This is a genomic window from Microbispora bryophytorum, assembly GCF_006874465.1.
In the GTDB taxonomy this organism is placed as follows: Bacteria; Actinomycetota; Actinomycetes; order Streptosporangiales; family Streptosporangiaceae; genus Microbispora; species Microbispora bryophytorum.
Genome location: NZ_VIRL01000004.1, coordinates 158,621 through 171,465 on the forward strand (window position 1 = coordinate 158,621; position 12,845 = coordinate 171,465).

The 12,845-nt window shown below is 72.8% G+C and carries 9 protein-coding genes; 5 read left to right on the forward strand and 4 right to left on the reverse strand.

The genetic code is table 11. From position 1 onward, the window contains the following. The first annotated feature begins 317 nt into the window (after nucleotides 1-317). From FLX07_RS10955 to FLX07_RS10975, 5 genes are all read left to right on the forward strand, one after another. A complete protein-coding gene (locus FLX07_RS10955) occupies nucleotides 318-1,790 on the forward strand; it encodes an LVIVD repeat-containing protein (RefSeq protein ID WP_142570268.1) in 1,473 nt (490 codons plus the stop codon). A 78-nt stretch (nucleotides 1,791-1,868) separates the two neighbouring features. Beyond that, nucleotides 1,869-3,755, forward strand: a complete 1,887-nt coding sequence (locus FLX07_RS10960) for a copper resistance CopC/CopD family protein (RefSeq protein WP_142570270.1) — start codon at nucleotides 1,869-1,871, stop codon at nucleotides 3,753-3,755. A 16-nt stretch (nucleotides 3,756-3,771) separates the two neighbouring features. Next, nucleotides 3,772-4,524 carry a hypothetical protein gene (locus tag FLX07_RS10965; protein WP_142570273.1) on the forward strand — a complete coding sequence of 251 codons (753 nt, stop codon included), beginning with the start codon at nucleotides 3,772-3,774 and terminating at the stop codon, nucleotides 4,522-4,524. A 58-nt stretch (nucleotides 4,525-4,582) separates the two neighbouring features. After that, nucleotides 4,583-5,443 (forward strand): YcnI family copper-binding membrane protein, encoded by an 861-nt coding sequence (locus FLX07_RS10970; protein ID WP_167748198.1) that lies wholly within the window; start codon nucleotides 4,583-4,585, stop codon nucleotides 5,441-5,443. Between the two features lie 205 nt (nucleotides 5,444-5,648). After that, the gene (locus FLX07_RS10975; RefSeq protein ID WP_142570278.1) at nucleotides 5,649-6,065 is read left to right on the forward strand and encodes a ferritin-like domain-containing protein; all 417 of its coding nucleotides are present in this window, start codon (nucleotides 5,649-5,651) and stop codon (nucleotides 6,063-6,065) included. A gap of 81 nt (nucleotides 6,066-6,146) precedes the next feature. Here FLX07_RS10975 and FLX07_RS10980 read toward each other — a convergent pair whose 3' ends face one another. The 4 genes from FLX07_RS10980 to FLX07_RS10995 form a co-directional block, all read right to left on the reverse strand. After that, complete coding sequence (locus FLX07_RS10980; protein WP_223853264.1) at nucleotides 6,147-7,889, reverse strand: acyclic terpene utilization AtuA family protein; 1,743 nt, start codon at nucleotides 7,887-7,889, stop codon at nucleotides 6,147-6,149. Nucleotides 7,890-7,915: 26 nt separating this feature from the next. Beyond that, nucleotides 7,916-8,731: an enoyl-CoA hydratase-related protein gene (locus FLX07_RS10985; protein ID WP_208762156.1), complete on the reverse strand. Its 816-nt coding sequence runs from the start codon at nucleotides 8,729-8,731 to the stop codon at nucleotides 7,916-7,918. Then, nucleotides 8,728-11,091 carry an ATP-binding protein gene (locus FLX07_RS10990; RefSeq protein WP_142570282.1) on the reverse strand — a complete coding sequence of 788 codons (2,364 nt, stop codon included), beginning with the start codon at nucleotides 11,089-11,091 and terminating at the stop codon, nucleotides 8,728-8,730. The genes FLX07_RS10985 and FLX07_RS10990 overlap by 4 nt, the downstream gene beginning before the upstream one ends. Nucleotides 11,092-11,174: 83 nt before the next feature. Continuing rightward, on the reverse strand, nucleotides 11,175-12,773 hold the full coding sequence (locus FLX07_RS10995; RefSeq protein WP_142570284.1) for an acyl-CoA carboxylase subunit beta: 1,599 nt from the start codon (nucleotides 12,771-12,773) through the stop codon (nucleotides 11,175-11,177). Nucleotides 12,774-12,845 lie beyond the last annotated feature (72 nt).

Genomic DNA, 12,845 nt, shown 5'->3' on the forward strand with positions numbered 1-12,845 from the left:
CCGGCCCCCGGTCCTGGGCTGGGTCGTGGAGCTGCGGCCGTATGCCGCCGCGCAGGGTGAGGGCCGGGCAGGCCGACACGTCCGTGACGGCGGCGGCGTGGACGTCGAGTCCCGCGACTGCCATCGTGTAGACAATTTCGATGGATTGGGCGATACGGTCTGTCCGAAACCAGGGATTTACTGAGTTCCGATAGATACCCTTTTGAAACCTTTGACTACTGACATCCACTCTCGTAGTGATTAGAGTCATTTTGCTGTCGATCTTCGGCGATGCGGCTTACGTCCGCTTCGCTGCCCCTCAAGGAGGGTTTGTGAGAGTGAAGCCTCTCGTAGCGGCCGCTGCCGCCCTGTTAACAGCGGCGGCGCTGCAGATCCCCGGAGCCGGCCCGGCGTTCGCCGACCCGCCGCCCCCTCCGGGCCCGTCCGACAACTCCGCCCACGGCGGACCGATCCTGGATGACGTGCACAACGTCCCGACGACCGCCGTCAAGAGCAACGTCACGTTCGTGGACAACGTCAAAGGCGTGAGCGGCTATTCAGGGCTCAACTTCATCGGCTACGACAAGTACGGCTACGACTTCATGTTCGCCAACGGCACCGGCGGCCTCGCCGTCTGGTCGCTGAAGGATCCCGAGCACCCGGCGCTGGTCTCCACCGTCACGGCGGCCCAGCTCCGTCAGCCGGGGGACACCCAGGACAGGTTCTGGGAAGGCGAGAACATGACCGTCGACCCGAAGCGCAAGCTGGTCTTCCTCAGCAGGGACCCGCGGGGCTTCGGCGGCACCGTCTCGACCGGCCAGTCGGGCGTCTACATCGTCGACGTGAAGGACCCTTGGAAGCCGAAGGTCGTCGTCTTCCAGCCGGTCCCGGCCGGACACACGGCCACCTGCATCAACGACTGCTCCTACCTGTGGTCGGTCGGACCGGCCAACACCGGTACGCCGGGCCAGGACCCGTCCTGGAAGGGCGTGCCGATCCGGGTGACCGACATCCGTGACCCCAAGCACCCGAAGACCCTGGACCTGGCGCTCGACCTCGGCCGATTCGACGGCGTCACCGACTACGTGCACAGTGTCGACGTCGACAAGAACGGCGTCGCCTGGGTCTCCGGCGAGGGCGGCGTCCGCGGTTACTGGACCAAGGGCAACCACTACGACCCGGTGCGGAAGACCAAGCGGGTGGCGACGGCGTACGACCCGATCCCGTACGCGGGTGGCACGGCCGTGCCGACCAACCCGCAGGGCACCGAATTCTTCGACTACTTCGACCACAACGCGTACCACAACACGGAGAAGCTCGGCTCCTTCGACAAGGGCGAGCTGGTCTACGTCACCAACGAGAACATCACCACCTGCTCGCAGGCGGGCGAGTTCAAGATCGTTTCGTTGAAGGGCAGCTACGACGGCGAGGGCTGGAAGTCCACGCCGGAGAAGCCGGTCCGGCTCAACCTGGTCAGCCACTGGTCGCCGTGGGGCAAGGAGGGGTCGGCCACCAGCGGCAGCTGCTCCGCCCACTGGTTCACGGTGAACGGCAACATCGTGGCCATCGGCTGGTACGGCCAGGGCACCCGGTTCCTCGACGTGTCCGACCCGACCAAGCCCACCCAGGTCGGCTACTTCCGCGTTCCGTCCGGCACGGGTGTGACCGCCGGCTCGGCGTCGGCCGCCTACTGGCACAACGGCCTGGTCTACGTCGCGGACTACAACCGGGGCGTCGACGTGCTGCGGTTCGACGGCAAGCTCGCGGGCGCGCCGGACGACAAGATCTGCTGGAACTCCTGCGACAAGTAACCGTCGGAGCCGGAGCCGGCCCGGGGCGGGAAGTCCCCGCTCGGGCCGGCTCCGCCCTGACGGAGTGGAAGGTTGACGGTGCGACGCCGACATGTCACGCGGGGGACGACCGCCGCCGTGCCCGCCGCCGTGCCCTGTGCGATGCCTCCCCGGGCCCGGCTGGTCGCGCGGCTCGTGGCGATCGTGTTCCTGGCGGCCGGCGGCCTGGTCGTGGGCCTTTTCTCCGAAACGGCCCCGGCGTACGCGCACGCCTACCTCCAGGAGAGCTCGCCGGTCGACGGCCAGGTGCTGGCCTCGCCCCCGGCCGAGGTCCGGCTCCGCTTCGACGAGGCGGTGAGCCTGGGCGGGCGGTCCATCCAGTTGCTCGATCCCACGGGCAAGGAGCTGGCGATCGGCGCCGGGGAGTACGCGGACGGCAAGACCGACACGGCGCGGGCGAGCCTGCCCCGGAACCTGGCCGAGGGAACCTACGTGGTGTCCTGGCGGGTCACGTCCGTGGACTCGCATGTGGTGTCGGGCGCGTTCAGCTTCAGCGTCGGCCACCCGAGCGCGACGGCCGCCCCGGTGGAGCAGGACACCGACCCCGTGGTCCCCGTCGTCGCCGCGGCCGGCCGCGCCATGGCGTACCTCGGAGTGGCCCTCGCCCTCGGCGGCGGGATGTTCGTGGCCGCGCTCTGGCCCGCCGGCCGCGACGACCGGCGCGGCCGGCGGGTCGTCTGGTCGGGGTTCGCCGCGCTGGCCGCCGGCACCGCCGTGGTGCTGCTCGTCCAGGGGCCGTACGCCGACGGCAGGTCGCTGATCACGGTGTTCGACCCCGGCCTACTGGGCGCGACGCTGTCCACCCGGCTGGGCTACGCGCTGCTGGCCCGGCTGGTGCTCGTGGTCGTCCTCGGCGTGGTCTTCCTGATCGCGGTGGGCCGCCCCTCGCCCGCCGCCGGTCCCGAGCCGGCCGGTCCCATATTGGCCGGTCCCGAGCCGGCTGGCGCCGCCCGGAGGATCGTGCTGCCCGCGGTCGCCGCCGCCGGCGCCGTCGCCATGACGCTGACCTGGACGCTAGCGGACCACGCGCAGAGCGGAACGCAGATCTGGCTGGCCGTCCCGGCGACCAGCCTGCACCTGCTCGCCATGGCGCTGTGGCTGGGCGGCCTGGTCGCACTTGCGGTCTGCGTGCTCGCCCCGGCCGCCAAGCGGGGCCCCGCGCTGCTTTCTCTGGAGCCCGCGCTCCCCAGGTTCTCCCAGCTCGCGCTGCTCTGCTTCGCGGTGATCGCGGGCACCGGCCTGTACCTGTCATGGCGGCAGGTGGGGACGTGGGGCGCACTCGGCGGAACCGACTTCGGGCGGCTGCTGCTTGGCAAGCTCGCCGTCGTGCTCGGCGTGCTGGCGCTCGCCTCCGGAGCGCGGCGGTTCGTACAGCGGCGCGACCGTGCCCGCCGTGCCGCCGCTGCCCCCGCTGCCCCTGCTGCCCCTGCTGCCCCCCGGGACCCCGGCGCCGCGCTGCGCGGGCTGCGCCGCTCGGTCGCCGGTGAGGTCGTGCTCGGGCTCGTCGTCGTGTCCATCACCGCCGTCCTGGTCGGGACGGCCCCGGCCCGCACCAGCTACGCGCCGCCCGTGGACGCCACGGTCCCGTTCCCCGCCGCCGCGACCGCGTCCGGCCCGTACGGCGGACTGCGCGGCGGGTCGATCCAGGTGAAGATCGAACCGGCGAGACCGGGCGGCAACACGGCCGACATCTACCTGATCGGGCGGGACGGCACGCTGGTCCCGGTGCCCGAGATCTCCGGTGCGCTCGAATCGCGGGACCGCGCCGTACCGGCTCTGCCCGTCACGGTGACGGCAGCCGAACCCGGCCACTACGTCGCGGGCTCGATGTCCATCCCCTACCCCGGGGAGTGGGCGCTGCGGCTGGACATCCGCGTTTCTGACTTCGACGAGACACGCGTACGTGTCCCGTTCACCGCACATTGAAAGGCTGGTGACACATATGCGAGGCGCTGACCGCAAGGCCCCCGGGCCGCGGGCGGCCCTGGCCGCCGCCGGCGCGATCGCCGCCGTTGTCCTGGCGGGGTGCTCCGGCGGGACGCCGGAGCCGGCGACCAAGCCGCCCTACACCGTCGAAACCATTCGCTCCGGCTTCGTCAGCGCCGCCGACCTGGGCAAGGGCGCGGCCGCGTTCGAGGACAACGATCACGCCTCGCACACCATCTACACGCCCCCGAACAGCATTCCCACCTGCCCGTACGTCCAGCGTTCCGACGACGTCAAGGTTCCGGTGGAACCGGCGATCGAGCCGGTGGGCGGGAACCCGACCGGCCGGTTCATCGTCGCCCCGCCGAAGGTGGGGCCGCAGACCCTCCCGGTCGTCACCCAGGGCGCGGTGGTCTTCGAGAGCACCACGCTCGCCGGTAACGCGATGGACGCCGTGACGGCCGAGTCGGCCAAGTGCCCGGCGACGTTCACCATCCTCGGCGGGCCGCCGTCCATCGTGGGCGACTACAAGACCAGCAGCCGGCCGCTGGAACTGAACGGGTGGCGGGGGTTCGCCCAGCACCTCGTGCACACCCCGCCGGCGGGCCTGGGCTCGGACACCTATGACGACCTGATCACGGTCGTGGTACAGAAGGCGAACGCGGTCCTCTACGTCGGCTACACCCAGATCAAGAAGGTGGGCGAGCGGTCCGACACCGAGGAGAAGGTCAAGGACCTGATGACGACGACGCTGGCCCGCCTCGGCTAGCACGTCCCGGCAGATCACGATGAACGAAGCGGTGGGAGTCCCGCCGATAGGAGGATCGTTGAGCGGCAGAGCACTTCCGACGGGTGTGGCGCCCGCCACGACTGGCGCCGGTCCCGCGCACCCGGTCACCCTCGGCGCGGCGGCCGTGCCGGCAGGCTTCAATCCGGCCGGAGCGGCGGACGGCGGGGCGTCCGGTGCGCCCCGGGGGGTGCGCACGTTGCGCCGCGCGGCACGCGGGCTGGTCGTCGCGGCGCTGGCGGCCTGCCTGGTCGCCGTCCTACCGGCGGCGGCGTTCGCGCACGTGAAGGTGACCGCGGACGCGGCCGTCCAGGGCGGCTACGCCGCGCTGACATTCCGGATCCCCAACGAGCACGACGACGTGAGCACCACCAAGATCGAGGTTCGGCTCCCGAGCGACTTCCCGCTGGCCTCGGTCTCGGTGAAGCCGCACCCCGGCTGGTCGTACGAGATCGAGAAGACCACCCTGGCCACGCCGATCGAGTCGCACGGCGCGAAGATCGGTGAGGTCCCCTCCAAGATCACCTGGACCGCGTCGGGCGAGGACTCGGCGATCAAGCCGGGTGAGTACGACGAGTTCTCGGTGAGCGCCGGGCCGCTGCCGGATACCGACCAGTTGGCGTTCAAGACGCTCCAGTACTACAGCGACGGCGAAGTGGTGCGTTGGATCCAGGAGCAGGGCACCGGCGACGAGGAGCCGGAGCGGCCCGCGCCGGTGCTCGAACTCACGGCCAAGGGGGCCGTCGCGCCGGCCCCGGCCACAGCCGCCCGAGCGGCGACCGCGGCCGGGACCGGGTCGGACGCGGGGGTCTCGTGGGCGATCGGACTGTCCGCGGCCTCGCTGGTGATCTGCTTGGGATGCGCCGTGGCGCTGGCTCTACGGTGGCGCCGGACGGGATAGGCGGACGGGATAGGCGGACGGCCTGGCCGGCCCTCGCCCCCGGCACGCAGGAGCCGGTCGCAGGTCGAGGCCGCGGAGTACGGAGGCACGGACGGCGGCACGGACGGTGGCGGGTCCTCGCGGCAGAAGCTGGACGGACGGCGTTCGGCCGCCTCCTCACCGGGTACGTGATGGGCCTTCCGACCGACGAGACGAGAGGACTCCCATGGACACCGAGGGCTTCATCGCCCTGCTCAACGAGGACCTGGAGAGTGAATACCGCTCGATCGTGCAGTACGTGCAGCACACGGCGACGATCAAGGGCGCGGAGTACCTGTCGATCATCGAGGAGCTCAAGCAGCACCTCGGCCAGGAACTCACCCACGCGAGCACGCTCGCCGAGCAGATCGACTTCCTCGGCGGCGTGCCGAGCGTCCGCGTTCCCGAGGTGCCGGTGGCGACCGACGGCGCCGACGCCCTCCGGCTCGACCTGGAGCTGGAGCAGGAGCAGTTGCGCCGCTACCGCGAGCGCGTGGAGCAGGCCCAGGAGCTCGGCTTGGGCGACGTGGCCGAGGCGCTGCGCCCGCTGCTGCAGCAGACCCAGGACCATGTCATGGACCTGCAGACCGCCCTGGGGAAGTGACGGACGGCCGCAGGCGGGTGAGGCGGCACGTCGCGGCCCGTCACGGGCCGCGACCTGCCGCAACGGCTGGCCGGTCCTTCGTCATGGGGGAACGGGCACGCCCACGGCGCGAAGACGCTCACCGAGCGCCTTCGCCTGCGCGTCCAGGAGCGGGCTGGCCGCCACGCCTCTGCCCAGCAGTCCCCGGACGACGAAGTTCAGCGCGTGCAGGTTCGGCAGCGCGAACCGATCGATCGGGAGGTCGCCGACCTCTGGCAGCAGTTCCCTGAGCCGGTCCACGGTCAGGAACGCCGCGAGCCACGGATACCGCGCGGGGTCGCGTACCCAGACGCCGAGGTTGGCGTCGCCGCCCTTGTCGCCCGAGCGGGCGCCGGCGACCGTGCCGAGCGGCGCGATCCGCCCGGCCGCGAGATCCCCGGCGTACGGCGGGATCGCGTCGCCGGCCGCGTCGCCGGGCGGCGGCCCGCCCGCCTGCTCGCCCAGGATCGGACCGGACGGCGGCGCGTGCGGCACCTCGACGCGGACTCCGTCCACGGTCACCACCGGGAGCACGGCCCGCGCGTCGACCGACGAGGGCCAGTAGACCCCGTAGGGGGAGGCGTCGCCGGGCGGCGTCAGGCCGTAGAAGCCGGGGTAGCTCGCCAGGCCGGTCTCCACGACGGCGGAGGAGAACGCCCGCCCCGCCCTGCGCGGATCGGGGTCCATGACTGTGATCCGCAGCAGCGCGGTCCCGGCGTCGTCCCCGCCGTTCACCTCCGCATGGCCGCCACCCGCGCCGAGCGGGGTCAGTTCCACGTGGACCCGCTCGAACGACTCGCGGGGGACACGGGCCCAGAGCGCCTCCTGCGCGATCCTGGCCTTGGCCGCGATGCCGAGGCCGGTCAGCACGAGCGTCATCGTGTTGCGGTGGCCGCCGAGGTAGGTGACGGCGACCTTCAGCGTCTCCGGCGGGGGCTCGCCGCGCACGCCCGTGATCCTGACCCGGTCGGGGCCCTCCTGCTCCAGCCGGATGGTGTCGAACCGGGCGGTCACGTCCGGCCCGAGGTAGCGGGGCGAGGCGATCTCGTACAGCAGTTGCGCGGTCACGGTCCCGGTCGAGACCAGCCCGCCGGTGCCGGGGTGCTTGGTGATCACGCTCGACCCGTCGGCGTACAGCTCGGCGATGGGGAAGCCGCAGTGGGCGAGGTCGGGCACCTCCTCGAAGAAGGCGTAGTTGCCGCCGGTCGCCTGGCAGCCGCACTCGATCACATGCCCGGCGACGACGGAACCGGCCAGCGGGTCGAGGTCGCTCGGATCCCAGCCGAACCACCACATGCCGGGCCCGGTGACCAAGGCGGCGTCGGTGACCCGCCCGGTCACGACGACGTCCGCGCCGTGCTCCAGCGCCACGGCGATCGGCCGGCCGCCCAGGTAGGCGTTGGCGGTGAGCGGGGCCGCCCGCAGGGTCTCGCCGGTGTCCGCGTGGACCGGCGGTTCGGCGAGCGGCATGAGGTCGTCGCCGGTGACGTGGGCGACGGACGCCCGCAGCCCGAGCCGGTCGGCCAGGGCCGAGACCGCCTCCGCGCACCCGGCCGGATCGAGGCCGCCCGCGTTGGCGACGACCTTGATGCCCCGGTCGAGGCAGGTGCCCAGGACCTGCTCCATCTGCGTGAGGAACGTACGCGCGTAGCCGGGACGGCCCTTGAGCCGGTTGCCGGCGAGGATCGACATGGTGAGCTCGGCCAGCCAGTCGCCCGTCAGCACGTCGATGGGCCCGCCCTCGACCATCTCCTCGGCGGCCGACAGCCGGTCGCCGTAGAAGCCGCCGCAGTTAGCGACCCGCATCGGTCCCGGCCGTCCGGCCCCCGCCGTCATCGCCCGGCGTTCCTGTGAACGGTGTCCGCGGCCGGGACCTCGGCGGGAACCCAGGCAGCGGGCCGTTTCTCCGCGAAGGCCCGGATGCCCTCCTGCCCCTCCTCGGAGGTGAAGCGCTCGGCCGACAGCGCGGCCATCGCGCGGAACGCCTCCTCGACCGGCAGCAGCGGCACCTCCCGCACGAGCCGCTTGGTGATCGACAGCGCCTCGGGGCCGCCGCGCAGCAGCATGCCGGTGTAGTGCGCCACGGTCGCGTCGAGGTCCTCCTCCGGGACGGCCCGGGTCAGCAGGCCGATCTCCACGGCGCGTTCGGCGGTGAAGACCTCGCCGGTGAGGAAATACTCGGCCGCGGCCCGGGGCTCCAGGCGGCGCAGGCAGGTGACCGCGATCATGGCGGGGACCACCCCGAGCCGCACCTCGGTGAAGGCGAACGACGCGGTCGCCGGGGCGACGGCGAAGTCACAGGCCGCGACCAGCCCGAGGCCGCCCGCCCGCGCCGTGCCGTTCAGGCGGCACACGACCGGCTTCGGGCTCTCCCAGATCCGCAGCATGATGTCGGGGAACGACGCGGTGACCGGCGCGCCTCCGCCGCGCTGCTCCTTCAGGTCGGCGCCCGCGCAGAACACCGGTCCCGTGCCGGTCAGCACGACGACCCGTACGGCGGGCTCGTCCAGCGCACACGACAGGGCGTCGTCGAGCTGCCCCAGCAGCCGGGACGACAGGGCGTTGCGGTTGTGCGGCGAGTCGAGCGTGATCGTGGCCACGCCGCCCGCCTGCTCCCGGCGTACCAGCACCTCCTGGGGCTCGCTCACGGCTGCGTCGCCTCCCCGCCCGGATTCGCGCCGATCTCCCTGCCGATCTCCCCGCCTATCTCTGGGCCGATCTCTGGACCGATCTCCGTGCTGAACGCTGCGCCGGTCTCCGGGCTGATCCCTGCGCTCGTCTCCGGGCTCGTCTCCCGGCTCGTCTCCGGGCTTGTCTCCGGGCTTGTCTCCGGGGTTGTTGCCGGGCGGCCGTCCGCGCCGGGGTGGTCGCCGCGATCCGGGTCCGAACCCGCACCGGTCGCCGGGCCGGCTGCGGCACCCGGCTCCGGTGCGGGCCCTGTCGCGAGCTCCGTCGCGGGCTCGGGCGTGGGCCCTGTCGTGGGCCCTGTCGTGGGCTCTGTCGTGGGCGCCGTTCCGGTGGCGTCCGCGTGCGGGCCGCCGTCCGGTTCCCCCGGCGGCGACGGCTCGATGACGGCGAGCGGCACGCCCGCCTCGACCTGCGCGCCCGGCGTCACGTGCAGCGCGGCCACCGTGCCCGAGGCGGGGGACACGATCAGGTGCTCCATCTTCATCGCCTCCAGCACGACCACCGGCTGCCCGGCCTCGACCACGTCACCGGGCTTGACCTCGACACGCAGGACCGTACCCGGCATCGGGGCGGGAAGTGCTCCCGGCGTCACGCGGGCGGCAGGCTCGGGCAGCCGCTCGACCGGGGTGAGCCGCACCGGACCGAGCGGGGAATCGACATGCACCGCGCCGGGGCGAACGCCGGGGTAGGCGGCCACTTCGAAGGCGTGCCGCAGGCCCGCCGTCTCCAGCACCACCCGGCCGGGGTCCACCGCCACAAGCGTGACGTCGTCGAAGCCCTCGGCCCGCATCCCGTCTCTGGTCAGCCGGTAGGCGATCTCCAGGCGCCCGCCGTCCTCGGCGTGGAACACCGCGCGCTGCGGCTGGGACGGGACGTTGCGCCAGCCGCTCGGCAGCCCGCCGAGCACGCCGTCGCGCCGGGCGGCCGCGCGGTTGGCCGCCGCCCCGGCGAGCGCCGCCGCGAGCGCGGACAGCCGTACGGCCTCGGGACCGGCGAGCGGGGCCGGTGCGGGATGCCGGTCGAGGAAGCCGGTGTCGAGCGCCCCGGACAGGAAGTCAGGGTGCCGCAGCACTCCCACGAGCAGGTCGCGGTTGGTCGTCAGCCCGTGGATGCGCGCCCGCGCGAGCGCGTCCGCCAGCCGACGGGCCGCCTCCGCCCGGTCCCGGCCGTATGAGACGACCTTGGCGAGCATCGGGTCGTAGTGGACGCCGATCTCCGAGCCGGAGAGCACTCCCGAGTCGAGCCGCAGCCGTGCCCCGAGCCCGAACTCGCCGTCCACGCCGGGGATCTCGAAACGGTGCAGCACGCCGCTCTGCGGGCGGCCCGTGGAGTCCTCCGCGTAGAGGCGGGCCTCGATCGCGTGACCGACCGGGCTCGGCGGCAGCGCGGCGAGATGGGCGCCCTCGGCCACCTCGATCTGCAGCCGGACCAGGTCGACCCCGTAGACGCACTCGGTGACCGGGTGCTCCACCTGGAGGCGGGTGTTCATCTCCAGGAAGAAGAAGCCCTCGTCCGACAGCAGGAACTCGACGGTGCCCGCGCCCTGGTAGCCGATCGCGCGGGCGGCCCGGATCGCCGCCTCGCTCAGCTCGCGCCGCAGCTCGGGGGTGACCGCGGGAGAGGGGGCCTCCTCGATCACCTTCTGGTGGCGGCGCTGGATCGAGCACTCGCGCTCGCCGAGCGCCCAGACCGTGCCGTGGGCGTCGGCGAGGATCTGCACCTCGATGTGGCGGGCGCCCTCCAGCAGCGGCTCGGCGAACAGCGTCCCGTCGCCGAAGGCCGACAGCGCCTCCCGCCGGGCCGACTCGACGGCCCCGGCCAGATCGGCCGGATCGCGCACCACCCGCATGCCGCGCCCGCCGCCGCCCGCCGACGCCTTGACCAGCACGGGGGCCGTCACCTCCACCGGGCCGTCCGGGGACAGCGGGATGGTCGGCAGGACCGGCACGCCGGCCTCCGCCATCAGCGCCTTGGCCTCGATCTTCCTGCCCATCGCGGCGACGGCCTCGGGGGAGGGGCCGATCCAGGTCAGCCCGTCGTCCAGCACGGCGCGGGCGAAGCCGGCGTTCTCCGACAGGAAGCCGTACCCGGGGTGGACCGCGTCGGCTCCCGACCTGCGGGCCGCCTCGACGATCCGCTCCGGGTCGAGGTACGCCAGGGGGGCGCCCAGCCGTACGGCCTGGTCGGCCTCGGCGGTGTGCGGGGCGGACGCGTCGGCGTCGGTGAAGACGGCGACGGTCTGGATTCCCAGCTCCCGGCAGGTGCGGAAGACCCGGCGGGCGATCTCCCCGCGGTTCGCGACCAGCAGCCGCCCGATCATGACCCCTCATCCCCGTCGATCTGCGTGAAAACGGTGCCGGTGAAACCGGTGCTGATGAAAACGCTGCCGATGAGCATGCCCGGTCACATCCGGAAGACGCCGTAGCCGGCCCGGCCCGCGTCCGGCCCTCCCGCCACCGCCGACAGGCACAGCCCGAGCACCGTACGGGTGTCGCGGGGGTCGATGACCCCGTCGTCGTACAGCCGGCCGGACAGGAAGAACGCCGCCGACTCCGACTCGATCTGCGCCTCGACCGCCGCGCGCATCGCCGCGTCGGCCTCCTCGTCGTAGACCTGCTCCCGCGCCTGGGCGGCGGCCCGGCCCACGATCGACATGACCCCCGCGAGCTGGGCCGGCCCCATGACGGCCGACTTGGCGCTCGGCCAGCTGAACAGGAAGCGGGGGTCGTAGGCCCGCCCGCACATGCCGTAGTTGCCCGCGCCGTAGGAGGCGCCCATGACGATCGTGATGTGCGGCACGGTCGAGTTGGCCACCGCGTTGATCATCAGCGCGCCGTGCTTGATGATGCCGCTCTGCTCGTACTCCCTGCCGACCATGTACCCCGTGGTGTTCTGCAGGAAGACCAGCGGAGTACGCGACTGGTTGGCGAGCTGGATGAACTGGGCGGCCTTCTGGGACTCCGCGCCGAACAGCACGCCGCTGGCGTTGGCGAGGACCCCGACCGGGTGGCCGTGGACGCTCGCCCACCCGGTGACCAGGCTCGGCCCGTAGAGCGGCTTGAACTCGTCGAAGTCGCTGCCGTCCACCACCCGGGCCAGGACCTCGCGGGGGTCGAAGGGGACCTTCAGGTCCTCCGGCACGATCCCCAGCAGTTCGTCCTCGTCGTGCAGCGGGGCCGCGTAGCCGGAGGCGGGAACGTTCCCGCTCGTGCGCCGGTTGAGCCGCCGCACGATGCGGCGGCCGATCCGCAGCGCGTCGTACTCGTCGACGGCGAGGTGGTCGGCCAGCCCCGAGGCCCGCGCGTGCATCTCCGCGCCGCCCAGCGACTCGTCGTCGGACTCCTCGCCGGTCGCCATCTTCACCAGGGGCGGGCCGCCGAGGAACACCTTGGCCCGCTCCCGCACCATGACGACGTGGTCGCTCAGGCCCGGCACGTACGCGCCGCCCGCGGTGGCGTTGCCGAAGACCAGCGCGATCGTCGGGATGCCTTCGGCCGACAGCCGGGTCAGGTCGCGGAAGACCTGGCCGCCGGGGATGAAGATGTCCTTCTGCGACGGCAGGTCCGCGCCGCCCGACTCCACCAGGTTCACGTACGGCATGCGGTTGCGCAGCGCGATCTCGGCGGCGCGCAGCGTCTTGCGCAGCGTCCAGGGGTTGGACGCGCCGCCGCGCACGGTCGGGTCGCTGGCCGTGACGACGCACTGGACGCCCTCGATCACCCCGATGCCGGTCACGACGCTCGCGCCGACGGGATACTCGGTGCCCCAGGCCGCCAGCGGGGACAGCTCCAGGAACGGCGAGTCGGGGTCGACGAGCAGTTCGATCCGCTCGCGGGGGAGCAGCTTGCCGCGCTCCCGGTGCCGCTCGACGTACTTGGGCCCGCCTCCGGCGACGGCCTTGGCCTGCTCGGCATCGAGCTCGGCGAGCTTCGCCAGCATGGCCTCGCGCCGCGTCCCGTACTCGCCGCTGGAGGCGTCCAGCCGGCTCACGAGCACCGTCATGGCGCCACCGAACCGAGTTCTGTCACGTGATGATCCTCCGTGGTGAGCCGCCGTCACGTCAACGAGCCGGGG